Origin of the sequence: Pseudomonas chlororaphis subsp. piscium (assembly GCF_003850345.1) — a bacterium.
GTDB classification, from domain to species: Bacteria; Pseudomonadota; Gammaproteobacteria; order Pseudomonadales; family Pseudomonadaceae; genus Aquipseudomonas; species Aquipseudomonas piscium.
In genome coordinates, this window is the sequence record NZ_CP027707.1 from 3,457,985 (window position 1) to 3,482,753 (window position 24,769).

The 24,769-nt window shown below is 63.2% G+C and carries 18 protein-coding genes; 9 read left to right on the forward strand and 9 right to left on the reverse strand.

Annotated elements, in window-relative coordinates; genetic code table 11:
* Window positions 1-8: 8 nt before the first annotated feature.
* Genes C4K38_RS15970 through C4K38_RS15980 form a run of 3 tightly spaced genes read right to left on the reverse strand, consistent with a single transcriptional unit; the run spans window position 9 to window position 3,708 of the window.
* The gene (locus C4K38_RS15970) at window positions 9-782 is read right to left on the reverse strand and encodes a hypothetical protein (RefSeq protein WP_081001516.1); all 774 of its coding nucleotides are present in this window, start codon (window positions 780-782) and stop codon (window positions 9-11) included.
* Complete coding sequence (locus C4K38_RS15975; RefSeq protein WP_053279226.1) at window positions 782-1,636, reverse strand: DUF4123 domain-containing protein; 855 nt, start codon at window positions 1,634-1,636, stop codon at window positions 782-784. Before C4K38_RS15975 ends, C4K38_RS15970 begins: the two co-directional genes overlap by 1 nt.
* Window positions 1,633-3,708 carry a type VI secretion system Vgr family protein gene (locus C4K38_RS15980; protein ID WP_053279227.1) on the reverse strand — a complete coding sequence of 692 codons (2,076 nt, stop codon included), beginning with the start codon at window positions 3,706-3,708 and terminating at the stop codon, window positions 1,633-1,635. The genes C4K38_RS15975 and C4K38_RS15980 overlap by 4 nt, the downstream gene beginning before the upstream one ends.
* 494 nt (window positions 3,709-4,202) lie before the next feature.
* On the opposite strand from C4K38_RS15980, the gene C4K38_RS15985 reads away from it, so the two are divergent.
* On the forward strand, window positions 4,203-6,617 hold the full coding sequence (locus C4K38_RS15985) for a DUF3772 domain-containing protein (protein WP_053279228.1): 2,415 nt from the start codon (window positions 4,203-4,205) through the stop codon (window positions 6,615-6,617).
* An 87-nt stretch (window positions 6,618-6,704) separates the two neighbouring features.
* Here C4K38_RS15985 and C4K38_RS15990 read toward each other — a convergent pair whose 3' ends face one another.
* The 5 genes from C4K38_RS15990 to C4K38_RS16010 form a co-directional block, all read right to left on the reverse strand.
* On the reverse strand, window positions 6,705-7,664 hold the full coding sequence (locus C4K38_RS15990) for an SdiA-regulated domain-containing protein (protein WP_053279229.1): 960 nt from the start codon (window positions 7,662-7,664) through the stop codon (window positions 6,705-6,707).
* A 75-nt stretch (window positions 7,665-7,739) separates the two neighbouring features.
* On the reverse strand, window positions 7,740-9,203 hold the full coding sequence (locus C4K38_RS15995; RefSeq protein WP_053279610.1) for an ArnT family glycosyltransferase: 1,464 nt from the start codon (window positions 9,201-9,203) through the stop codon (window positions 7,740-7,742).
* Window positions 9,204-9,266: 63 nt separating this feature from the next.
* Complete coding sequence (locus tag C4K38_RS16000) at window positions 9,267-9,569, reverse strand: lipid-A-disaccharide synthase N-terminal domain-containing protein (protein WP_053279230.1); 303 nt, start codon at window positions 9,567-9,569, stop codon at window positions 9,267-9,269.
* Between the two features lies 1 nt (window position 9,570).
* Window positions 9,571-10,311, reverse strand: coding sequence for a glycosyltransferase family 2 protein (locus C4K38_RS16005; RefSeq protein ID WP_053279231.1), 741 nt, complete (start codon window positions 10,309-10,311; stop codon window positions 9,571-9,573).
* 81 nt (window positions 10,312-10,392) lie between these two features.
* Window positions 10,393-11,391 carry an NAD-dependent epimerase gene (locus C4K38_RS16010; RefSeq protein ID WP_053279232.1) on the reverse strand — a complete coding sequence of 333 codons (999 nt, stop codon included), beginning with the start codon at window positions 11,389-11,391 and terminating at the stop codon, window positions 10,393-10,395.
* A gap of 561 nt (window positions 11,392-11,952) precedes the next feature.
* Between C4K38_RS16010 and C4K38_RS16015 the strand changes: the two genes are divergently transcribed.
* On the forward strand, window positions 11,953-13,476 hold the full coding sequence (locus C4K38_RS16015) for a sensor domain-containing diguanylate cyclase (RefSeq protein WP_053279233.1): 1,524 nt from the start codon (window positions 11,953-11,955) through the stop codon (window positions 13,474-13,476).
* Here the strand turns inward: C4K38_RS16015 and ptrR are convergent.
* Complete coding sequence (ptrR, locus tag C4K38_RS16020) at window positions 13,473-14,369, reverse strand: putrescine utilization regulator PtrR (protein WP_053279234.1); 897 nt, start codon at window positions 14,367-14,369, stop codon at window positions 13,473-13,475. The genes C4K38_RS16015 and ptrR overlap by 4 nt on opposite strands.
* A 101-nt stretch (window positions 14,370-14,470) precedes the next feature.
* Between ptrR and C4K38_RS16025 the strand changes: the two genes are divergently transcribed.
* The 7 genes from C4K38_RS16025 to C4K38_RS16055 all read left to right on the forward strand — a co-directional run bounded on the left by C4K38_RS16025 (window position 14,471) and on the right by C4K38_RS16055 (window position 24,713).
* Entirely contained in the window at window positions 14,471-15,862 is a 1,392-nt protein-coding gene (locus C4K38_RS16025; RefSeq protein WP_053279235.1) for an aldehyde dehydrogenase family protein, read from the forward strand.
* Between the two features lie 374 nt (window positions 15,863-16,236).
* Window positions 16,237-18,534 (forward strand): hypothetical protein, encoded by a 2,298-nt coding sequence (locus tag C4K38_RS16030; protein ID WP_053279236.1) that lies wholly within the window; start codon window positions 16,237-16,239, stop codon window positions 18,532-18,534.
* Window positions 18,535-18,639: 105 nt separating this feature from the next.
* Complete coding sequence (locus C4K38_RS16035; RefSeq protein ID WP_053279237.1) at window positions 18,640-20,322, forward strand: hypothetical protein; 1,683 nt, start codon at window positions 18,640-18,642, stop codon at window positions 20,320-20,322.
* A gap of 4 nt (window positions 20,323-20,326) precedes the next feature.
* Window positions 20,327-21,295: a hypothetical protein gene (locus C4K38_RS16040; RefSeq protein WP_053279238.1), complete on the forward strand. Its 969-nt coding sequence runs from the start codon at window positions 20,327-20,329 to the stop codon at window positions 21,293-21,295.
* On the forward strand, window positions 21,292-22,191 hold the full coding sequence (locus tag C4K38_RS16045; RefSeq protein WP_053279239.1) for a hypothetical protein: 900 nt from the start codon (window positions 21,292-21,294) through the stop codon (window positions 22,189-22,191). The genes C4K38_RS16040 and C4K38_RS16045 overlap by 4 nt, the downstream gene beginning before the upstream one ends.
* Before the next feature lie 299 nt (window positions 22,192-22,490).
* Entirely contained in the window at window positions 22,491-22,949 is a 459-nt protein-coding gene (locus C4K38_RS16050; RefSeq protein ID WP_053279240.1) for a metallophosphoesterase family protein, read from the forward strand.
* 228 nt (window positions 22,950-23,177) lie between these two features.
* Complete coding sequence (locus C4K38_RS16055; protein ID WP_053279241.1) at window positions 23,178-24,713, forward strand: FAD-dependent oxidoreductase; 1,536 nt, start codon at window positions 23,178-23,180, stop codon at window positions 24,711-24,713.
* Window positions 24,714-24,769: the final 56 nt, after the last annotated feature.

Here is a 24,769-nt window from a genome sequence, read left to right on the forward strand (position 1 = left end):
TGATTTCCTTATTCTGTGCAGCCAGGGTAAATGGTACAAGTACGGTCATCCGGCATTTTGAAAGTACTGAAATCTTTGTAATTGCCGTGACAATAACCGTGTTGATCTTCAAGGCCTTTGCCCAGGCAGCGCTTCCAGCCATTAGGCACCTTGACCCAGGTGTCACCCCACCCCGGTGCTTCCTCATCAGCCAGCTTGATCTTCAGTTTCACGGTTTTACCTGGTAGTTGATCCAGGGTGTAAGCCCCAACGGGACGCCCTTTCGCCACCATTCCCTGAGCATCAACCTTCTTGCAATCGAGCAGTTTTCTTATATATCGCTTAGGGCCAACAGTACGGAACAGCCATTGACATTGACCATTTATGGCGCTTTCTTCAGCAGTATAAAAAGTTCCTTTATATTTTTCTTTCAGTTCCTTTCTAATAATAACTGCTGTCGTATCACCGCTGAAGTCTCCACGGTCTTTGCCGTAGGTGGCGTTGATTTCCAAGTCAATCTTATAGATTGCCAGTCGGCAGCCTTTGACTGTTCGGTAAATTGGAACTTCATGTTCTGGTTTGTATTCGGTGCGCCACTCCCGGTTAAAACCAAGGTATGGATTGTCATCAAGGGTGACCGTACAGGTTTCTCCCTCGGCAGGTGCATATTTAGCTATCGCGTAATAAGCGAAGTTAGGAGGCAGATCAGCCGTGAAGGTAAAGCTTTCCGATTGACCAATAGTGCACCCTGCTACCAGGACCATGCAGGAGCCCAAAAACAGGCCTTTAAATGTTCGTGTCATTACGAGGCGTCTCCTTGCCAAAATTGCGTTGCCTGATAAACCCGCTGGAAATGAGCTGCCGGAGTTTCATCGGGGTGCGCCTGCCAGCGCGCGGCAAGTGTACCGTCTGTTTCCTTTAAACTCTGGACCAACAAGAACTCCAGTTGCTCCGGCGATTGCCAACTCCAGGCATCAGCCAGGGCCAAATGCGTGCTGAGCCATAGATCGGGGTCTTGTTGCTCGGCAATTCGCGCATAGGCATCCAGGTGTTGCGCCAGTAGATAGCGGCGGGCATTGACCTCGCGTAGGTGGGCCGATTGGTCGCCCTCAGCGGGCACGTTGCACCATGCAGGGTTCTTGGGGACTGGATAGTTGCCTGGAGCCGGATTGGCACGGGCTTGCCAGTGTTCTCCCTGCCAGTAGCAGACGCTGATTACAGGCCCCAGGTATTCCGGCAGGGCCCCGGCGGCCAAGTGCCCAAGTGCGCGGCTCAGCACGCGGTTGTCGTGAAAGCGGTAGAGCGCTTGATGGGGTCGTATCCCGACGATCAGCCGTTCGCGCCAATGTCTGACCAGCTCGTTCCGCCCCGCTTTCGGTGCAACACTGGCCAGCCAACCCCAGTTCCTTTCAGGCACCTTGAGCAACTCGTTCAAGCGCCGATCTTCAGGGTTGTCGATGAGGAATATAAAGGGCCCTGCATTCGCCAGATCGGCGACCGGCGTTTCGCTGTACACACTGCAATACTGATCAGCATCGCGGTTGTTCAACAACGCCTGACGAATATCGGTTTCACCTTCAGAGTCCAGAATCAAGCACACAGAGCACCCAAGGCGGCGTTGTTCAATCATCCATTGCTGAGGCGATATGCGGGTCATGCCGTGGCTCCCTCAGTCAGGCAGAGACCATTTTTGCAGACCTCGCAGATCGGACAGAAGTCAGGGCTTTTCACCTTGGAGACGGCCATCAGGGCATTCTGGGACAGAGCAATCATCGGGGGGAGTGCTGGAGGGGCCATCAGGGCTGTCAGTGCCCCTGGCAATATTGGATTGGCCGCAGTCCCTTCTACTGGGGCGCCACCGATTTGAATATCAGTACTGCTGAAGATCCCACCAGGGCCAATCACGATGTGTTGACCACCGGCCTTCAAGGTAATGCTCGCACCCGCGTCCAGAATCAGATTGGCTCCGGCTTTAAGGTGGACCTCCTGCCCGGCTTCGGCGACCAGCGTTTGGCCTACGCGGGTATGGCTGCTGCTACCGACCAACAAATAGTCGTTGGCCTTGAGCTGGACTTTGCGGTCAGCGGTGACAGTGCGGTGGTCTTCGGCTTCCAATACGGCAATGCTGTTGCCCTTGATGGTTTCTTTACGTTCGTTACCGACTTCCAACCGACTGTCATTTTCGACCTTCTGCTCCATATCGCGCTGAGCCCGCAGGTAGATCAGCTCCTGGCCGCTACGGTCTTCCAGATGCAATTCATTGAAGCCACTGCTGTCGGGTGAACTGCGGCTGCGAAAGACGCTGCGGGTCTTGTGGGCGGGTAGTTCGTAAGGGACAGGGTTAGCGCTGTTGCTCAGGCAGCCACTGATCAGGGGCGAATCGGGGTTGCCCTCCAGGAATGAAACCAGTACCTCCATGCCGACCCGAGGGATGGTCACCGCGCCATGGCTGGTCCCTGCCCAGCTGGAGGCGACACGTAGCCAGCAACTGCTTTTATCATCGGTCTGGCCTTCGCGGTCCCAATGGAACTGTACCTTGACCCTCCCATGCTGGTCACAGTGGATTTCCTCGCCTCTGGGGCCGGTGACCAACGCTGTCTGACTGCCGAGTATCCGAGGTTTCTCGTAGGCCTGTTGTGGGCGATAGAACACGTCCCAGGGTGTCGCGGTAAAGGTGTTGCGATAGCCCTGATGGAAATCGTCCTTGCGCTCGCTGGTGTCACTGGGAAGGCTTTCCTCCAACACTTGAGGTTGCAAGCCTTCATGGCGAACCGAGGTCAGCAGCCAGAGGTCATTCCACTCTTGGCGTGGGTGTTCGGACAGCTCCAGAAAGTGACCACTGACCAGCAAGGGTTGATCACTTTTACCTTCGGCCTGACGGTAGTCTGCACGATGGGCTTCCAGAGCCCGTTGGCTCAACAGTTTGCCCCGTTCGCGCTGAAGGAAACCGCCGGGGTATTGGTAGTCCTCCAGATCAGGCTGCCCGTTCTCGGTCGCTGGGCGATAGTCGGCCTCCAGCGTCATGCGGACTTTCTCAAAGTCGTAATCGCGTTGCGTGGTTCGACTGGTGCGGGTCGCAAAGCGCAGGTGAAAACCTTTGATCACGGGGTCATCGGCAACCAGACCACTGTCCTGCACATAGGCTGTCGGCCTGCCCAGCTTTGGGAATATCGTCTGGTCGTCACCCAATACCAGTGTGTGGCCTTGTTTTGAATGTTGAAAGTGGTAATGGATGCCTTCTTCCCAGCACAGGCGCTGAATGAAGTAGAGGTCAGATTCGTTGTACTGGACGCAGTAGTCCCGTGCTGGGTAGATCGACCCCAGCTGAAACTGATAGGCGTTGCTTTGGATTCCGTGTTCTTCAAGAATCTGCGCGATGATCTGCGGGACGGTTTGCTGCTGGAATATTCGTTGGTTGGTACGGTGCGCCAGATAGGCTAACTGCGGGACCAGGGTAAGGCTGTAGCGGGTCAATCGCTTACCTGAGTCACCTTGCGCGATGCGGTAGACCTGTCCATGAATGCCGGCGCCCTGGTCGTTGAAGGCCAGAAAGGCTTGCTTGTGCAAGAGGCTTTCGATGTCCAGATCGGGCCGTTCGCTAACCAGCTCCAGATCAAAGGAAAAGGGTGCGCTGATGGATTCTTGTCCAGTAAACGAAAGGACCTGAAGGTCGTGCTTGAAGTCGTTAATGGTCAGGCTGAAATGCGTCTGTGGACTTGCATTGAACATCCAATGTCCCTTTTCCAATCATGTTGCGTGGACCCACAGAGGGCAAAGGCTTCTATGGGTATGCAGGAAGCAAAAACGCCTTCACGCTAACAAGCGAGGAAAAGAAAATATTTGGGAGCTTTCCCAAAATACCGGTTGAATTATCGCTATTCAGAATGCGTTGGATAAGGCATCGCCATGTCGATCCGGTTATGGAGCATTTCAAGCGGAGGTGCCGTTTAGCTGGGGCGATTTACGAGGTTAAGTTTTTTCTCGGCCTGGGCAGCCGCGAACGCTCGGAATGCCACGGGTTCTGGCTGCACTGGCTCGATCCGTTGCACCTAGGAGACTCTCGGTGGATTTTTCACCGCCACCCCGTTCTCGAACGCCGCGTAAACCGGCATGCTGCGCCACCCTGATCGCCACGGCAGCAGGCCGCCCAGCGGGGAATTTCTGCCGGGATGGCGCGGTCTATGCTCGTCAGGGCCGGTGAACAGCAAAAGAGGACATGAAAGATGCGGCGAATGAGACAGAACCGCTGGGGCATGGGGCTGCTGGCCCTGTTGTTGTGTTTCGCCTTACCGGCCTTCGCCGGGCCCCAGGCGCCGGGGCCGCAGGCCGTCGCCCGCGGTCCGTTGCCGCTACTGGACGAAGGCGCCGATCTCGAACAGCTCAACGATCGACTTGAGTTTATCCGCCAGAGCGTGTCGGCCAGCGGCAACGATGACTTGCTCTCGGACTTGCGCCAGGCCGCGTTGCAGGTGCAGAAGCAGGCCGACAGCCTGGCTGCCCTGCGCGCCACCGACATCGAGCGCCTGGACGACCAGCTCAAGGTCCTCGGGCCGCCCAAGCCCGACGAGGCGCAGAGCCTGAGCAACCAGCGCCAGGTGCTGGCGGCGCAGAAGGACGGCCTGCTCGAAGACGAGCGCCAGGCCAACCTGCTCAGCCAGTCCGGCCGCGACCTCGCCGCCCAGATCATCAACCTGCGGCGCAGCCTGTTCAATTCGCAGATCAGCACCCGCTCGGCGAGCCCCCTCAGCCCGGCCTTCTGGTCCACCCTGATCCGCCCGACCGAGGATGACCTCGGGCGCCTGAACCGCCTGTCCGAGGAGGTCTGGACAGGGTTCGAGACGGCGCTGGCTCCCGGTAATCGCGGGCTGTTCATCACCACCCTGATCATCGCGGCGCTGATCTGGGTGGTCGGCCGGCGCCTGCTGGAGCGCCTGGCGATCTGGTCGATGATCCGCTGGCTGCCCGAAGGCCGCCTGCGCCGCAGTGCCCTGGCGCTGACCATCGGGCTGGCGACCATCGTCACCATCAATGTCTCCGCCTCGCTGCTGCGCTGGGGGCTGGTCAACAGCGCGACGCTGAGCGCCGATGTGCTCAACCTGATCGGCCAGTGGCTGACCCTGCTGATTTTCTGCTCCTTTATCGTCGGTCTCGGCCGGGCCATGTTGATGCTGTCGCGGCCGTCCTGGCGCCTGCCACCTATCCCCGACCAGATCGCCACGGCCCTCGGGCCGTTCCCGCTGATCCTGGCGCTGGCCCTGCTGCTCACCGCCGGCGAAGAACGGATCAACAGCGTGATCGCCAGCAGCCTGGCCCTGACCGTGGCGGTCAACGGCCTGACGGCGCTGGTCACCGCGCTGATCTTTTTCTTCGCCCTGGTGCGCCATCGCCGTACCCGTCGGCGCTTCGAGCTGGAGCGCCCCGCCGGCATCGCCGGGCTGCTGCCCTTCGTGGTGGCGGTCTGGGTGGCGGTGATCCTGCTGTCGTTGCTCAGCGGCTACCTGAGCCTGGCGTACTTCCTCACCGTCAAGCTGCTGTGGATCAGCGTGGTGACCACCAGCGCCTACCTGCTGATCGCCTGCTTTGGCGACCTCTGCGAAACCCTGCTGTCGCCCAAGCAGCCCGGCGGCCTGGCGCTGTCGGCGGCCCTGGGCCTGTCGCCACGCCACCAGGCCCAGGCCACCACCGTGCTGGCCGGCATCGGCCGGACCCTGCTGCTGTTCACCGCGGCGCTGCTGGCGTTCATGCCGTCCGGGTCGAGCCCGGGGGAACTGCTGGAAGGTTTTGCCCAGCTGGATGTCAGCGGCCGGTCCCTGGGCAACCTGAACATCGTGCCCCAGGACCTGCTGCTGGCCGCGGCGTTCCTGGTCGGCGGCATGTTCGCCGTGCGGGTGCTCAAGCGCTGGCTGAGCGAGCGGCTGCTGCCGGAGACCAACATGGACGCCGGCATGCGCGCTTCGCTGGTGACCCTGGTCGGCTACATAGGTTTTGTCCTGCTGGCGATCGTGGTGATGTCGACCCTGCGGATCAACCTGACCAACCTGACCTGGGTGGTCAGCGCCCTGTCGGTGGGTATAGGTTTTGGCCTGCAGGCCATCGTGCAGAACTTCATTTCCGGGCTGATCCTGCTCACCGAGCGGCCGGTGAAGGTCGGCGACTGGGTCAGCCTGGCCGGGGTCGAGGGCGATATCCGGCGGATCAACGTGCGCGCCACCGAGATCCAGATGTCCGACCGCTCCACGGTGATAGTGCCGAACTCGCAGTTCATCTCGCAGAACGTGCGCAACGTGACCATGGACAATGCCCTGGGCGTGGTCGGCATCACCCTGACCCTGCCCCTGGAAACCGATGTGCTGCGGGTGCGCGAGCTGTTGCTGCAGGCCTATGCCGAACATGAGGCGATCCTCAAGACGCCGGCGACCTCGGTGTCGTTCAAGGACCTGACCAGCAATGGCCTGATCATCAGCGTCAGCGGCTACGTCGGCAGCCCGCGCTCGGTGTCCGGCGCCCGCAGCGACCTGCTGTTCACCATCCTCGGGCGCCTGCGCGAAGTGGGCATCGCCCTGTCGTCGCCGCAGAACCTGATGCTGATCAGCGACAGCCAGGACAAGGCAGCCGAGCCTTCTGGCTCGAGCTCCTGAGGGCAGCCCCGGCGAAAGCGAAACCAGGCCCGCTGGTTTCGCTGCGGCCTGTCGATCAGGCCGAGGCCGGTCCGTTGTCGAGGGTTTTCAGGGTTTGCTGAACTTGTAGAACAGGTTCGGCTCGCTGACGACATAGAGGTTGCCGTCGTTGTCCATGGTCAGGCCCTCGGCCCCGTAGGTGCTTTTCTTCAGGTCGCTGAAACGCCCGAGCAGGGTCCGGAAGCTGACCATCTCGCCTTGGTCGCTCAGTTCGATCAGCAACGCCGATTCCTGGCTAAGGATCACCAGGTGCCCGGTATTGGGGTCGTAATAGACATCCGAGATGTCCTTGGCGAAGACACTGCGGTCGACCCACGAGGTGAGGTCGAGAATCCTGATCTGCAACTTGCCCTCGAGGCTTTTCTTCACCCCCGATATTTCGTACAGCTGGCGCGGGTCCCGCTCCTTGGTGACGAACAAGCGATCATTGGCGGCATCGTAGGTCACGCCCTCGAACCCCTTGTTGTGCTGGCTCAGGTTGATGCCCAGGGCAAGGAACTGGATGTCCTTGGCATCGATGACGGTGCCGGAGCGTTCGGGCATCCTGAAGAAAGCCAACTGCTGAAGGTTCTCATCGGCGATGGCCATCAGCCCATCACCCATGTAAGTCAGGCCCTCGGGGTCGTCGAAGCCGCGCAGGGGGTATCGGTCGATGATCTCTCCGCTTTTGCTCAACGCCACGATCATGTAGGGCGCCGCATTGGTCATGGCCAGCAGCCGGTCCTGGTCGTAGTCGTAGGTAATGGCCGATAGATCGTCATCGATGCCCACCACCGGCTTGGCTTCGATCACCACCTTGTAGTCCGGGAGCCAGATGCTTTTGTCGACCCAGCGGGCGGCGTCGAGTTGACTCACGACGTAGAAGTAGAGCCGGTCATGCCAGTGGAACCTGACCACGGCAACACTCGCGAGCGCCGCGACTATCAATACCACCGACCACAGGGCGCCAATGCGCAACCAACGTCGGGACCGGCGCTTTACCTTGGGAAGCTCGACAGCTGTATTCATCGTACGTTCCTTGTTGGCGGGCGAGGCTAGTCCTTGCCTCGGTTCCCGGATGAGATAACGGCATCGCTACAGGTTTCAGAGATGAGGCAGTTGCCAGGCGAAACGGAATGGCACGGACGCAGAGCGCTCATGGCATTGGCCGTTGTCGGCCTCGGCCTGCACCAGGAACCACTCCCCGGCGGAGTGGTCATCGACTTTTCGCGTTTTGTCGGGTTTGAAGCATTGCGCCAGTTCATCGGCCTGGATCAGGGCGAAGGCTGTCGGGTTGCTCCTGAGCCAGTCGGCGGCCTTCTGGGTCTGGTGCGCCGCATCCATGCCGAAATGCACGATGGGTTGGCGGGCGAACAGCCATTGGCCTTCGCGCCAATGGGTCAGCATCAGCTCGGCGCCCTGGGTCATGCCGGCCACTTCGGCCATGAGCGCCTGGCGCACGTTGAGGTGTTCCTTGATCGGCTCGATGAAGCCCCGGGCGAACCAGGCGGCGAACCAGAAAACCGCCAGGCCGATGAAGACCTTCCGCGCCCGTGGGCGCTGGGCGAACCAGCGGCGCAACAACCAGGGCACCAGCGGCGCCATCACCAGCACCAGGCCAGGCAGGGCTGGAAAGATGTAGAGCTTGCGTTTGCCGCTGCTCAGGGTGAAAAACAGCAGCACCAGCACGACCCAGCCCAGCAGCACCAGGACCCGGCCATCGTGCTTGCTCAACTGACGCCGCCAGGCAGGCACCAGCCAGGGCAAGGCCAGCACCAGGGGCAGCCAGTATTTGGGAATGACCTTGAGAAAGAAGTACCAGAACGGTTCCTGATGGTGCCAGGCATTGGCATAGCGTTGCGCGGTCTGGCGCAGCAGGATCTCACTGACGTAGGCGCGACTGGCCTCGTCACCGTAAAGGGTCACATACAGCACCAGCGGTAGCAGCCACACCGCGATGGCCGCCAGGGCCACCCCCAGGCCCAGCCACCAGGCGCGCCCCTGTCCCGGCATCCGCACCACGCCCGGCCAGCCCTTGCGCACGGCATAAGCGTAGGGAATCAACATCAACACCGGCAGGAAGCCCACCCCCTTGCTGATGATGCCGAAGCCCATCGCCGCGCAGGCGACATAGAACCAGCCCCATGCCGGGCCCAGCAGCAGGTGGCGGACCATGCCGTACAGGCCGAGCATGATCCACAGGCACAGGAAACCGTCGATCTGCCCGGCCCGCAGTACGCTGTAGGTCTGATAGGTGGCCAGGAACAGCAGCGCGGCAATCACCCCGATGCGCCGGTTCCACAGGCGCTTGCCGAGATCGTAGAGACAGGCCGTGGTGACCACCCCGGCGATCAGCGCGGGCAGGAACAGCGCCAGGTTCGGCGCGCCGGTGAGGCGCGTGAACAGGGCAATCGTCCACATGAACAGCGGTGGCTTGTCGGGGTAGATCTCGGCCGCGCGGTGCGGGATCAACCAGTTGCCGTTCTGCAGCATTTCCAGGGCGACGCCGAGAAACCTTTCCTCGTCGACGTTACTTGGCTGGCGCAGGCCGATCCCGGCGCCAACCATGAGCGCCGCCAGCAACAGCAGCAAAAGCAGTTCGATGCGGGGGGAATGGGTCAGTCGCACGTTTCAGCCCTTCTGGTCCTTGAGTGTGTTTTCTTCCGGTCTGGTTTCTCTGCTGCGGGCGATCAGTTGCAGGTTGCGCAGGTAGACGATGAAGCCGAAGGACTGGCCGATGATGAAGACCGGGTCCTGGCGGTAGATCGCGTACGCCAGCAGCAAGGCGCTGCCCACCAGGCTCAGGTACCAGAAGCCGACGGGGATCAGGCTGCGCTTCTTGTATTCGCTGTACAGCCATTGCAGGGCGAAGCGGCCGGTGAACACCAGTTGCCCGGCGAAGCCGACGACCAGCCACAAGGTTTCCTTGGCCATTTCAGTCCCTCAGTTCGCAAGGCGCGGTATCGAAGCGTGTGCGCCGGATCAGCCACCAGACGCCGATGAGATCGAGGATGCCGACCAGCGCGCGATCCAGGTTTCCATACTTGGAAACACCCGCGCCCCGCGGACGATGGTTGACCGGGTGCACCAGCATGCGGCCCCGGTGGCGCTGGATCAGCGCTGGAATGAAGCGATGCATGTGATCGAAATAAGGCAGGCGTAGAAAAGCCTCGCGCTCGATCAGCTTCAGGCCGCAGCCGGTATCCGGGGTCTGGTCCTTGAGCAGGTGGCCGCGCAGTCTGTTGGCGAAGCGCGAGGCCCAGCGCTTGCTGGCGCTATCGCGTCGGTTCACCCGGTGCCCGGCGATCAGCTTGAGGTCGCCGGGGCATTGGCTCGCGCGGACGATCGCCAGCATGCCGGGAATGTCCGCCGGATCGTTCTGCCCGTCGCCATCGAGGGTCGCCAGCCACCTGCCCTGCGCGGCTTGAGCGGCGTGGTAGATCGAAGTGCTCTGGCCCAGGGAACGGTCATGGCTGAGGATGCGCAGTTGCGAATAGCCGGAGTTCTTCAGCGCCAGCAAGGTTGCCGCGCTGTTATCGGTACTGCCGTCATCGACGACTATCACTTCGAAGGACTCGCCATGGAGTGCCTGGCGAACCTCCTGCAGCAGGTAGGGCAAGTTCTCTGCTTCGTTCTTGGCCGGAATCAGCACTGAGACGTAGGGTGTATTCGACATAATGGATTCACTGACGGATTGATCTTCTGGTTATGCGGCAATGCGTGGTCGTCTTGCCGTGTTCAGGTACGACGGCACGGGTCATACCCGGTAATAGTCCCGATACCATTCGACGAAATGCCTGGCCCCCACGCTCAGGGGCGTGCTGGGCTGGAAGTTCACCCGTTTGGCGAAGTCGTCGACGTCCGCCCAGGTCTGCAGCACATCGCCGGGCTGCAAGGGCAGGTAGTGCTTGACCGCTTCGACACCGGTCGCCGCCTCGATGCAACCGACGAAGTCCAGCAGCCGCACCGGCGAACCCAAACCGATGTTGTAGAGCCTGGTGGGGGCCGCGGGTGCGCCCTGCCCGTTCGCCTGGCGCTCGTCGGGGATGGGCAGGCAGTCCTGGATGCGCACTATCCCTTCCACCACATCGTCGATGTAGGTGAAGTCCCGCGACATATCGCCGTTGTTGTAGATGTCGATCGGCTGGCCGTCGAGGATCGCCTTGGTGAACTTGAACGGCGCCATGTCCGGCCGTCCCCAGGGGCCGTACACGGTGAAGAAGCGCAACCCGGTGCTCGGCAGGCCGTAAAGATGGGCGTAGGTGTGGGCCATGAGCTCATTGGCCCGCTTGGTCGCGGCATAGAGCGAGATGGGGTGGTCGATGGCGTCCGTGGTGGCAAACGGCAGCTTGCTGTTCATGCCGTACACCGAACTGCTGGAGGCATAGACCAGATGGCCCACGGCGCTGTGCCGACAGCCTTCGAGCAGGTTCACAAAGCCTGTCAGGTTGGAGTCCGCGTAGACGTCGGGACATTCCAGCGAATAGCGGACCCCGGCCTGCGCCGCCAGGTGGATCACCCGCTCGAAGCGCTGCCCCTGGAACAGCGCCCGCATGCCCTGTCTGTCCGCTATATCGAGTTTTTCGAAGGTGAAGTTGCTGTGTTGGCGCAATTGCCCAAGGCGCGCCAGCTTGAGGTCGACACTGTAGTAATCATTCAGGTTGTCGACCCCGACCACCTCGTGGCCGGCCTGACAGAGCCGGGTCGCCGTATGGAAGCCAATGAAACCCGCCGCGCCGGTGATCAGAATCTTCATGCCAGCGCCACCCCCATGACAGGGCGAGCAATGGCCGCGGGATTCTCCGGAACCAAAGGCTCGAGGCCAGTTCCCAAAAGATTGAGCGTCACAATTCGTTCCTTGAATAGTTTGAGCGTTGTTCTATGCCGCTCTTGCCCAGGTTGACCCTGTGATGCGCTTCACTCCTTGCGAAGCAGTACATTGCTGTACCAGCAATCAACGGTAGCAGGTAATGGCGAATCTTCATTTTTTGCCTGGAAGAACTGAGGAGTCCGGGTGGGAGGCCTGTGCGGCTGCGCTCGACAGGCAGCTATGAGATTCAGCTACCGGCGCATTCCCAGTATTAGCCGCTAGAATCATGAAACATTCATGACGGCCCCTCATCGATGCTTCGAGAAAGTACCGGCGCAATACCCGGACATCTCGCATGCGCCTGGCGGCAGCCGACTTTTGCCCTGCTGCTGGAAACCCTGCGCTATCGTGACTGATACCCTTGCGACTTTTTTCAACCCGGACGGCCGCTGTCATCGAGGATCCTGACGACAGCCCTGTTTCATTCCAGGCAAGACAAGGAAGACCGTGGACGGAATACCCGACAGCAGCACCGAGGACATTGCCCTGGAGTCGAAACGACTTCCCGTACTGGCGATCACCATCGCCTTCCTGATGGTGGTCACGATTTCGATCCTGAGCATCTATGGCATCCAGGTCACCAACAGCAAGGCCCATGAGCTGGAGCAGGCCCGGCTGACCTCCGGCAACCTGGCCTTGTCCATCGCGCAACAGGCCACCGATACCTTCGACGAAGCCAACCTGATCCTGGAAGAGTTGATAGAGCGCCTCGACGACCAGTCGCCCCAGGCCCTGGAAAAGACCCAGAAGCTGCTGAAAAAGCGCGTGTTCACCACCGAACAGCTGCATGGCCTGTTCTTCTATGACCAGCAGGGCCGCTGGATACTCACCTCCTTCGACTACCAGCCAGTGGCGGCGAACAACTCGGACCGCGACTATTTCAAGTTCCACCAGGAGAACGTGACCCTGTCGCCGCGGGTCGGCGCGGCCCTGCGCAGCAGGACCACCGGCGAATGGGTCATCCCCCTCACGCGCCGGGTCAACGACGCCCAGGGCCACTTCAAGGGCGTGGTGCTGGCGAGTATCAAGATGGACTATTTCGACAAGTTCTTCGCTCGCTTCAACATCGACGACCAGGGCGCGATCTTCCTCGCCCTGCCCCAGGGCACCCTCATCGCCAGACGGCCGTTCGACGAAAAACTGATCGGCACGTCCCTGGCCAAGGGCGAAATCTTCTCCGTCCATATCCCCAAGGCCCCCGCCGGTTCGGTGATGGTCAAGTCGATCATCGACGGCGTCGACCGCCTGTTCGGCTACCGGGTGCTGTACAAGTACCCGCTGGTGGTGGCGGCGGCCAACTCCCGGGAATCCATTCTCAGCAGTTGGCGCGCCGACACCTACAAGATGACCGCGATGATCGCCGTGGTGCTGCTGATCAACCTGCTGGTCGGCATCCTGTTGTTCAAACAGGTGCGCAAGGGCCTGCGGGTGGAAAACCATCTGAAGAAAGCGCGCGCGGTGCTGGAGACCCTGGTGTTGCAGGACGGCCTGACGGGCCTGGCCAACCGGCGCCACCTGGAGCGCAACCTGGAACTGGAGTGGCTGCGGGCGTCCCGGCAGCGCTCGTCGATCAGCCTGATCATGCTGGACATCGACCTCTTCAAGAGCTTCAACGACCACTATGGCCATGTGGCGGGCGACCATTGCATCTGCGCCGTTGGCCAGGCCATCAGCCAGTGCGTGCGCCGACCCTCGGACCTGGTGGTGCGCTACGGCGGCGAGGAGTTCGCGATCCTGCTGCCGGACACCGAGCCCGGCGGTGCCTACGTACTGGCCGAGAACATCCGGCTGGCGGTGCTGGACCTGGCGATCGAGCACACGGAGAACCCCGCTGGCCTGGTCACCGTCAGCCTCGGCGTCTACAGCTGCGTGCCCGCCTCCACCGAATTCAAGAGCCTGCTGATGCAGGCCGACTCGGCGCTGTACATGGCCAAGCGCGCGGGGCGCAACCAGACCGTGCCGACGTCCTAGGGCTGCAGTTCGGGAAGCGGGCTATCCAGCAGCGCCCCGCGCTCCTCCAGCAAGTGCACGAAGTGGGTCAGGCTGCGCGAGACCGTGCCGCGGCGCCAGATCAGCCAGGTCTGCAGGAAGCGGAACGGCTGCGCCAGCTGCCAGATGCTCACCGTGCCGCAGCCCGGCATGCTGTCGAGCATGCTGCGGGGCATCAGCGCCAGGCCGGCGCCGGCACTGACGCAGGCCAGCATGCCGTGGTAGGACTCCATTTCATGGATTTTGCCGGGTACCGCGCCATCCTCGCTGAGCCAGCGCTCGAAGTGATGGCGGTAGGAGCAGTTGGCGCGAAAGGCGTAGATGTTCTCGCCGTTGACGTCGCGCCCACGGGTGATGGGCGCATGCCCCAGCGGTGCGATGATGACCATTTCCTCATCGAACACCGGCACACCTTCCAGGCTCGGGTGCAGCACCGGGCCATCAACGAAGGCCGCGGCCAGGCGCCCGGACAGCACGCCATCGATCATGGTCCCGGAGGGGCCAGTGGACAGGTCCAGCTCGACCTTGGCGTGCTTCTGGTTGTAGGCCGCCAGCAACGCCGGAATCCGCACCGCCGCGGTGCTCTCCAGGGAGCCCAGGGAAAACGGGCCCTGGGGTTCTTCCCCGGCGACCGTCAGCCGCGCTTCCTGCACCAGGTCGAGAATCCGCCGGGCGTAGTCGAGAAAACTCCAGCCGGCCGGCGACAGGCGCAGGCGGCTCTTCTCGCGGATAAACAGCTCCACCCCCAGGTCCTGCTCCAGCTGCTTGATCCGCGTGGTCAGGTTGGAAGGCACCCGGTGGATGAGTTGGGCCGCCGCGCTGATGCTGCCCTGCTCGGCCACCGCCTTGAAGATTTCCAGCTGCACCAGATCCATCTCATTCTCCAAACGTGAAAGATATGCTCTTTATTATTCAGTTTTCATAAGCAACCTGCCAGCCTAACCTGCGGCCATTCCTCAGCTCACAGGACGCCGCCATGACCAAGGTTTCCAGCCAGACCCACGCCCTTTCGATCAACCCCGCCAGCGGCGAGCAGATCGCCCATTACCCCTATGAATCCGCCGAGGCGCTGGACGCCGCCCTGACCCGCGCCGCCGCGGCCGCCGCCCAGTGGCGCCGCAGCAGCCTCGAACAGCGTTCGGCCCTGCTGCTCGCCCTGGCCAAGGCCCTGCGCGACAGCGGCGAAACCCTGGCCCGCAGCATCACCCTGGAAATGGGCAAGCCGATCGCCCAGGCCCGCGGCGAGATCGAGAAATGCGCCCAGCTCTGCGAATGGTACGCCGCCGAAGGTCCGGCGATGCTCGCACCCGAGCCGGCCCGGGTGCCGAACGGCAAGGCGCGCATCGAATACCGACCGCTGGGCCCGATCCTCGCGGTGATGCCGTGGAACTTCCCAGTCTGGCAGGTGCTGCGCGGCGCGGTGCCGGCGCTGATCGCCGGTAATACCTATGTGCTCAAGCACGCGCCGAACGTCATGGGCAGTGCCTACCTGCTGCTGGAAGCCTTCCAGCGCGCCGGTTTCCCCCAAGGCGTGTTCGAAGTGATCAACGTCACCCCGGACGGCGTGTCCCGGGCCATTGCCGACCCACGGATCGCCGCCGTGACCCTGACCGGTAGCGTGCGCGCCGGCATGGCCATCGGTGCCCAGGCCGGCGCGGCCCTGAAGAAATGCGTGCTCGAGCTTGGCGGTTCCGATCCCTTTATCGTGCTCAACGACGCCGACCTGGACGCCGCCGTGCAGGCCGCGGTCATCGGCCGCTACCAGAACACCGGGCAGGTCTGCGCCGCCGCCAAGCGGCTGATCGTCGAACAAGGGGTGGTCGAGGCCTTTACCGAGAAGTTCGTCGCCGCCACCCGCAAGCTGCTGGTGGGCGACCCGCTGGCTAATGACACCTACATCGGCCCGATGGCGCGCTTCGACCTGCGCGACGAGCTGGACGAACAGGTGCAGGCCACCTTGCGCGAAGGTGCGACCCTGCTGCTGGGCGGCGCCAAGGCCGAAGGGCCGGGCAACTTCTATCAGCCTACGGTGCTGGCCGGCGTCACCGACCAGATGACCTCGTTCCAGCAGGAGCTGTTCGGCCCGGTGGCCTCGATCATTAGCGCCCGGGATGCGCAACACGCCCTGGCGCTGGCCAACGACAGCGAATTCGGCCTGGCCTCCACCATTTACACCCAGGACCTGGCCCTGGCCGAACGCCTGACCGCCGAACTGGAAACCGGCGGCGTGTTCATCAACGGTTACTGCGCCAGCGATCCACGGGTGACCTTCGGCGGCGTGAAGAAAAGCGGCTTCGGCCGTGAGCTGTCGCACTTCGGCGTCCGCGAGTTCTGCAACGCGCAGACCGTGTGGCTGGACCGCAACTGATCCGACGACCGCAGTCAACCCGAAACACATCCTCGAGCCCCCGGCAACCTCTCCGGCGGGCTCTCCTGGCCACCGATGCCGTGGACGCTCGAAACGAAAGGCGCATTCCCGCCCGCAACAGACCGACGCCATTCGGCCACTGAAAAGCCGCGATCGGACAGCATTCGCTTCGATGCAAAACGCGCAAAATACATGCCATGCGCATCTACCATTTCTGGTGGTTGCCAGTGCTCAAAAATGGCCGAATGATGATCCGGTCGCACACTCGGCCGTATCAACGACTCAAACAACGCCCGCCGGCGAGCGGACGACAAGGTCGAGCGTTCCGACACCGCACTCACTTCATGTCACAGGACGTTACGGGAGACAGAGTCATGTTGGATATCGGAAGCTCGGATACCTTGAAGTACGATTTCGGCGGAAGGTCATACACGATCCAGATTTACAAGGACAATCAGGACGCCAAAAAGTATTACATCGTTCCGCAGCCGCAATTCGCGATCGCCGCGAGCGGCCTGCCGGAATTCTCGCTGCGGCAGTTCAAGAATGGCAAAGGCGTTTCCGGACAGTGCAATTTCCAGACCGTGCTGCAAACGCCGCCGGGGGCCATCGAGGCCGTGCAGAAGAAGTTCGGCAACGACATCCGGATCGGCGGCTGGGACTGGACCCTCGGGACGACCTGGTTTAACTACCAGTATCCCGACGACAAGGGCCAGATGGGCAGCTATTCGGCAGTGGCCTGGCCCTCTCTGGCGCCGACGACCGGTGACATCGGGCAGGCGAGTGCCCGCGCGTCGTTCTCGATCTCCCTGCCGGACCAGGCCGCAGTCGCTGCGTTCATCACCGCGTTCAGCGGCCAGGACGGCGGCGCATACGATGTCCAGTACCAGATGCACGTGCCGGGGTCGTTGCCGGGCGTGGCGGTCACGGTTGGATTCGATTCGAGCGTCGCCTATCAGTACGAGCAGACCATCCACGTCGACAAAAACGTCTGGGGTTCGGAAACCAGCCGCACCGTCGAAGTCAATCAGTACCTGAGCCAGTCGCAGGCCGGCACGATCGATTATATCTGGGGCAAGATCGACCCGATGTCGGCACAGGGGCAGGCGATCACCAACTGGGCGCAGCAGACGTTGCAGAATGCCGTCACCCAGTCGGTCAATTCGACCATCGCGATGATGCAGGCGAATAATCCGTCAGGAAACGACTACAAGTTCAGCATGAGCCAGGTGAGTTCGTTCTCGTACACCTACACGCAGAACACGGTGGTCGACTGGATTGCGCAGTCGTCGACCCTGCTGCCCGCCTTCGCGAATGATGTGTGGGACCGGGTTTACGAGGTGGTCGACTACAGCCCGCTCTCGGTCGTTTTCCAGCTTACCAACGTCGACCTGATCAGCTCCCGGGTCGCGTCGGTGCAGGTCCTGGCGCAATCACCGTCGGGCAACGACTCCGAGACCCTGACCAAGGACACCACCAGCTGGATCTTCAAGCGCCCCGCGGTCACCAATCCGGATGGCTCGCCCAACTTGCGCTATTCGTACAAATACATCGTTACCTACACGGACAGAACGTCGTATGAGTCGCCGACGATCCAGGGCAACGCGGCCCTCGTGGGAGAGGCGAGCGTGACGTTCAATGCCGGCTCGCTCGCAGCGCTGGCCGTTACGTTCGAGACCTCGGGCATCCAGTTTGGCGCCTCTGCGCAATCGGTGAAGCAAGTGCAAGTCGACTTCGTATTCGTCAACACCAACGTGGCCCCCGGCCAGGCGGCAGAGGCCAAGACGGAGAACTATGTGTTCCATGCGAACGAGGAAAAGTGGCCCGTATCGTTCCTGACGGCGCTCCCCTATACGACGAACTACACCTACTCGGTGCTCTACGTCATGGGAGACGGCTCGCGCGTGACCCTCGCGCCCAGCCAGCCGACCAACCAGAACTCCGTGCAGATCGGATCACCGCTGGCCCTGCAGCAAGTCACCCTGTATCCGGTATGGGCGAAGGACATGGAAAACGTCTATGTGTCCGCGTACTACGTCGATCCGGACAACAGCGTGTCGGTGCAGGGCAATGTCTGGCAGATCGACAAGAAAGGCGATCCGATCACGCCGTGGAAATTCCTCGCGCCGAACAACAAGAACGCTTACTGCGATGTGACGGTGCAGTACGTGGACGACGGCGAAATCATCAGTTACCCGACGCCGTGGTACGTGCCGCAGCGGCAACCGATCAACGTCACCGCGAAGCAGACCCCGACCATGGTGACCATCGATCCGTCGCTGATCCAGTGGGATCTGTATGACATGGTCAAGATCGACGTCTACCTGCTGAATGCGACCGGGCAACCGATCAAGCAACACCCGTTCCAGTTCCTCAGGGGAACGGGCAGCCAGTACTACTCGTTCATGCTCGACGGACAGGAGCCCAGCCTGACCTGGTACTACTCGGGCGCCTACTATCCGAAGGGTGCATCGCCAGTCGTCATCCAGCAGACGAAGATGACGTCGGCGCTGCTCGTGCTGCCGAGGATGTGGAGCAACAAGCAGGTATTGGCCAACGAACGGCCCTACCTCGTTCCGCACGAGCATGCGCACGCGATCGAAGCGGCCCACCTGCGCCTGCTTACGGGCATCAACCTGGCCTACGAGGAAGAACTCGCGAGTGTGAAATAACCTGCGCCACCGCCCGGCTCACGCCGGGCGGACTGCACTGCCGCGGGGGAAGCGACGCGGTCGCCCCCCGCATTTCCTGCACGCACCCAGCGGTTCGGAGCCATCATGGCGAACATCCTCTATCGTATCGTCGGTCACGGGCTGGACGGGGATACCCCGCCGCTCAGCTTGATCGTGCTGAACCTCGTTTACCTCGACACGGATCACAATTACTGCGCGAACCACTGGTGCGCACTCACTGCTGAGGATCCTCAGGATACCTGGCAGTTCGACCCTGGCCCCGCCACCGCCGGCGTCGTCCTGTACGACGGCCAGCAGTTCGGCCCCACCGGCGAAGTCACGCCGATTCCGCTCACGGTGGCCGACGGCACGACGATCCAGGTCGGTGCCGGTATTCCCGCCACCATCGCCGTCACCGTCACACCGCTGCTGATCGACTGGAGCCGGGTCACCCTCGTCGACGCGGAACTCGCCGGCCACCCGCTGACCTTCACCGCTGCCAGCACCACCGCCCGCTGGCTGCCGCTGCCGGCCGCAGGCTATCCATGGGCGGCGACCTACACGCTGAACGACGGTTCGACCTGGGAGCAATCGGGAGCCGGTTCGCCGCCGCTGCTGGTGCTGCCGGCGCTGCCGCCCGTCACGCCGGTCACTTTCTCGCCGGTCGCGGACTACTTCGAAACGCTGCCGATCGAATCGATCGCGCTGAGCGTGACAAACCCGGGCGGGTCGCCTGGCCACAGCATCTTCAACCCGGGGCACACGCAGCCGTGGTCGACCGGCATCTTCCAGACGGCGATTTCCCCGGTCGCCTGGCGGCTCGACTACCGCTATCGCTACGTGGTCACGTTCAAGCCGGATGCGCAACTCCAGCCGTTCGACTCGGGCGAGATCGACGGGCTGGGCGCGACATCGGTCACGCTCGACGAGGTCGGCATTCGCGACTTCGTCCTCGCCGACCAGATGCCCAGCCTTATCCAGAGCGTCAGCGTGCACTATGAATCCGACGGCAAGCGCGAGAAGAGCACGCTGCCGGTGCGCCTCGTCGCGCGCCGCAACTATACGCCGGGCTTGTTCTCGTACTGGCTCGAATACAGTCTCTCCGGCGAGACGCCGGACTCCAGCGGCGAGGAGACCGGCACCGTCTTCCAGCCCGGTACGCAGCCCGCCCTCGCGTTCGTCAGGGCCGTGTCTCCGTTACAGGAGAAATCGGTCAGGTTGACCGCGCACAAGCTCGGCGCGGGAGATCAGGTGCAGCTTGCGCTCAGCACGAGCGAATCGGGCAACCTGGGCATCCCGTCATGGCAATGGGCGATCCAGAGCATCGGTCCGGCGTATGTCACGCTCGACCGCGTCCATCCGTCCGTCACCTACAGGTACCTGGTGGTCGACCCGGATTGCGCCGCGACCAGCTTCACCGGCACGCTGCAGGTCAACGACGAGCTGACGCCGTTCGATGTCCCGACGGCCGCCGTCAGCGTGGACATCACGCCCGATACGCTGCCCGCGTCGGTCACGCTCGATCCGTCGCGGATCGACTGGATTGTGAACGATCAGGTGAAGGTGACGGTAACGTTCAGGAGCGCGCCGAACGACGGGCAAGACTTCCTGTTCACGCGCGAAAGCGGCTACGAGTATGCAAGCAGCACGTCCGTCGACGGCGTGACACCGATCTACGACTACCTTGCCCTCTATTACCTGGCGGACGGGACCACGCGCATCGAGTCCGCAGACAATCAGACGAGCATGCTGCTGGTTTTGCCCCCCCGCGGCACCGGGCAGGGGTAGCGCGATGGCCTGGCCTCCGGCACTGGAACGCGCGCTGCAGATCGCCCGGCACTTTCACGGCAACGACGCGGAGCAGGCGCGCGCGCAGCTCCTGTGCCTGCTCGACGATCGCGCCCGCGCAGCCGAAGGCTTCACCGGCAGCCTGCTGACCATGAGCGGCTTCCCGGTCGAGATCGCGTTCTCCACCGCCGACGATGCCTTGCGCTATACGCTCGACCCGGCGCTGCCGGGCAGCGATCCGCCCCGCGCGGTCGATACCGCGCTCGGTCAGCTCGCGGCGCTTGGCGCCACACCGGCACCCACGTCCACCGTCGACGCGGTGCGCCGGCTCCAGGCCGGTCAGCCGCTGCGCTTCGGCGCGTATATCGGTGGACGGCATCGCGCGGGGCAGTGTCGCACCAAGCTCTACGTCGAGGTGCCGAAGGACGCGGCGGCCGATGCCGACGCCTTCGCCGCCGAGGTGATCGGCAGGCCCAAGTCGCTCCCGGACAAGCGCCAGCACATCGAGCTGATCGGCGTGGACCCCGACTCGCAGCGCACGGAGTTCTACTCGCGCATCGAAGGCATGATCGCGCCGGACCTGGTGGCGCTGCTCGCGCGGGTGAATCTCGCGTCGCGCTACCGCGAACTCGTCGAGCTGTTGGGCGAATGCTGCGGCGCGCCGATCTGGCGCGAGCTTCCGGGCGATCTGTACGGGTTCAGCTATTCGGTCAGCGCTAGGGGCGAGCCGACCGCGTTCACCCTCTACACCCACGCACGCGCGCTGTTCGGCGGCGATGGACGGGCCCGTGCGCGTATCCTGGAGCTTGGCCGGCGCCACGGATGGGACCTGCGCTTCTACGCGCAATTGACCGAGCCGCTCGCCGCGCTCGACGACCCGACGACCCATCACACGATGTTTGGCATCACCGTGCACGGCGATGCCGGGCTCGGCGTCACCTTTGGCGTCGCGCCGCCGCTGGAGCCGGCATGAGCGTCTTCCATCCGACCGCTACCGAAGCCGCGCTGAATGCGCTGCTCGCCGCGCAATCGCCCAGCGGTGCGTTCGGCTCCATCGTCGAGCTGCCGACAGGCCCGGCCGCCGACGAGAACGGCTTCGTGACCGCGCTCGTCCTCCATGAACTCTCGGCATGGCCCGCCACACCGGCGCTGACCGCGGCCCGCAGGCGCGCGCTCGACTTCCTGGCGTGCTGCGAGCGGACGGACCGGAGTGGCGCGTTCTCGTTCTACCCGCCCGATCGCCAGCCGGAGTGGATGCCTATTGCGCTGCTGCCGGACGCCGACGACACCGCGCTGTTCATGCTCGCGCTGGTCGACGGCGGCCGCTGGCCGGCGCAGCGGCTGACGTACGCCGTGCGCCAGGTGCTCGAGGTGTTTCGCCTGAGGTGGGTCGCGGCCGATGCAAGGCCCTGGCATCGCGAAGGCGTCTATCTGACCTGGCTGGATGAATTGCAATATCCGAACGTCGTCGATCTTTGCGTGAACATCAACGTTGCCGCGTTGCTCAAGCGCGCGGGGCCGGAACATGCCTGCGCACTGGCCGCGATCGTCGACATGGTGGATGCCGGGCTCACCTGGGCGGGCGCGTCGCTGCAGCGCGCGTTCCTGCTGACGCCTTACTATCCGCATCCGGCCGAACTTGGCCATGCGCTCGATCGCGCGATCCGCCTGGGCGTGACCGAATTGCTGCCGTGCCGGGACAAACTGCGGGGCCTCGGCTGGTCATACGCGGCCGATCCTGCCGGCTGGCCGCTCGATACCCCGCTCTGCAGCTCGGACGATGGCCGGATCGTCTGGCGTGCGCCCCTGCTCCAGCAAGCGCGGCAACTCTGTCGCCGCCTGTCACCGCCAGCTTCGCATTCCGCGTAGGCGTTGCTCCAGACACCCGATAGGCGTCGATGACGGGGAACGGGAGTCTCCCGTGTTGCTGCAAGCGGCTCCATGTGGTGATTCGTTGGCGCGATCATGCTAGCGGCATCCCCCCTACTAACTGTGTATTCCTGCAGGGGAGGAATAGCCGCCGGCGCCCTTTTCCATGGCTTGCGCTACGCTAAATAGCCTGTCAGCACTCGATTCAGCTCATCTGTCTTGCCGGGAAAAGCTCTTTCAGACGGTCTTTCCCACTCGCGGGAGCTGAAATCACTGACCCCCATCCCGAGCATGAACCGATGAAAATAGGCCTGATCTCCGACACCCACGGTTTGCTTCGTCCCGGCGCGCTGGCGGCGCTGCAGGGCTGCGCGCATATCCTGCATGCCGGCGATATCGGCGACCCGCAGATACTTGCCACCCTCGGACACCTGGCGCCGGTGACCGCGGTGTTCGGCAATGTCGATCAGCCCCATGACTGGGCCCACGCACTGCCCCGTCACATCACCGTGAAGCTCGATGGCCTCGACCTGCTGCTCTGCCATGTCCTGGCCGAGGTGCCGAAGCCTCTGCCGCCGGGCATACGGGTGGTGGTCACCGGCCATTCCCATCAGCCGCGACAGTTCTGGCAGGACGACGTGCTCTATATCAACCCGGGCAGCGCCGGGCCGAGGCGCTTCAAGCTGCCGGTCAGCCTGGGTTATTTGATCCTCGAGGCCGGCCAGGTCGAAGGCCACCTGGTCGAACTGGCGGTCTAGCGGCCCGCCACCTGTCGGGTCGGGCATGACCGGCTATCGGGGCGCGCCCATCGACCGGGCTTTGCAGGGTCCACACTTAACCCAGCGACTTCCGGCGCTTGTGACGAACGCCAAGCGAAGCCACCTGGCCGGGCTGCATTGCGCCCTCTGACAGAAGATCCCGGCCCCGCACCAGGGAGGATGACGCGCAAGGAGGATCAAGGGCGCGGAACGCGCAGGAGAAAAGCGATGACCTTTTATGTCGTGGCCCGCCTCGACCAGTTGCCCGAAGACCGCGGCACCCGGGTCCAGGTCGGTACCGAAGCGGTGCTGCTGATTCGCACGGGCGATCAGGTCCAGGCCTACCAGGCCGATTGCCCCCACGCCGGGGCGCCACTGGAACAGGGCGCGGTGTATCAGGGGCAACTGATCTGCCCCTGGCACAAGGGCGCCTTTGCCTGCGACAGCGGGCAACTCTGCGAGCCGCCGCCCCTGGCAAGCCTCAAGCGCTACAGGGTGGACATCCGTCACGACGACCGGGTCTGGGTCGCCGACCAGCCCATGGCCGACCCCGTGGTGCCACGCCCGGCCGATCCGCGACGGTTCGTGGTGATCGGCGCCGGCGCCGCCGGTGCCGCGGCGGTGGCGACCCTGCGGGCCGAGGGCCTGGGCAACAACCTGACCTGGATCGACAAGGAAGTGCAGCCGGCCTATGACCGTACCGCCCTGAGCAAATACGTGCTGGCCGGCGAGATGCCGCCTTCGGAGGTTCCGCCCCTGCTCGAACCGGAGTTTTATCGCGAGGCCGATGTCCAGTTGCTGCAGGCCGAGGTCCTGCGCCTCGACCCGGGGCGGCGGCAGATCCTCCTGGCCGACGGCCAGTGCCTGGACTACGACGCCGCGCTCCTGGCCACCGGCGCCGAACCGCGCCTGCCGGCGATCGAAGGGGCCGACCTGCCGGGGGTGTTCATGCTGCGCTCGCGGGCAGATGCCGCGCGCCTGCTGGAACAGGCCCGGCCCGGTAAACGGGTGGCGATCATCGGCGACAGTTTCATCGGCCTGGAAGCCGCCTCGGCCCTGCGCAAACGCGGGCTGATGGTGCACCTGATCGGCCGCCACCAGGTGCCGCTGCAACGCCAGCTGGGAGAACGCATCGGCAGCGCCGTGCGTGCCCTGCACGAACAGCACGGGGTGATCTACTACGCCGGTTGCGAAGCCCGGGCCCTGGTCGGCGAGGACCAGGTGCAACAGGTGGTCCTCGACAACGGCCAGCGCATCGCCGTCGACCTGGTGCTGTTCGGCACCGGCGTCAGCCCTGCCACGGCCTTCGTCGAAGGCCTCGAACTGGCCGAGGACGGTTCGCTCAAGGCCGATGCCAGCCTGGCCGTGGCCGACGGCCTGTGGGCGGCCGGCGACATCGTGAGTTTCCCCTGCGACGGCCGCTCCCAGCGCATCGAACACTGGCGCGTGGCCCAGCAGCAGGGTCGGCTCGCCGCCTGCAACATGCTCGGCGAACAGCTGAGTTTCAGCGTGGTGCCCTTCTTCTGGACCTACTTCTACGACCAGACCTTCGAGGTGCTCGGCCACGCCCGCCGGTGGAACCAGATCGTCTTCGAGGGCGAGCCGGAGCAGTACCGCTTTATCGCCCTGCTGTGCTTCAACGAACAGGTGGAATCGGTGGTCGCCTGCGAGTACCCAAGGGCCATGGCGGTGTTGTCGCAGCGCATGCAGCGGCCACTGTCGCGCAGCGAGGCCCTGGATCTGATCCAGCGGACGCCGGAATAAGTTGATGAGTAACCATCCACGGCGCTGCCGACAACCGCTGGGCAGCGCCATGGAAC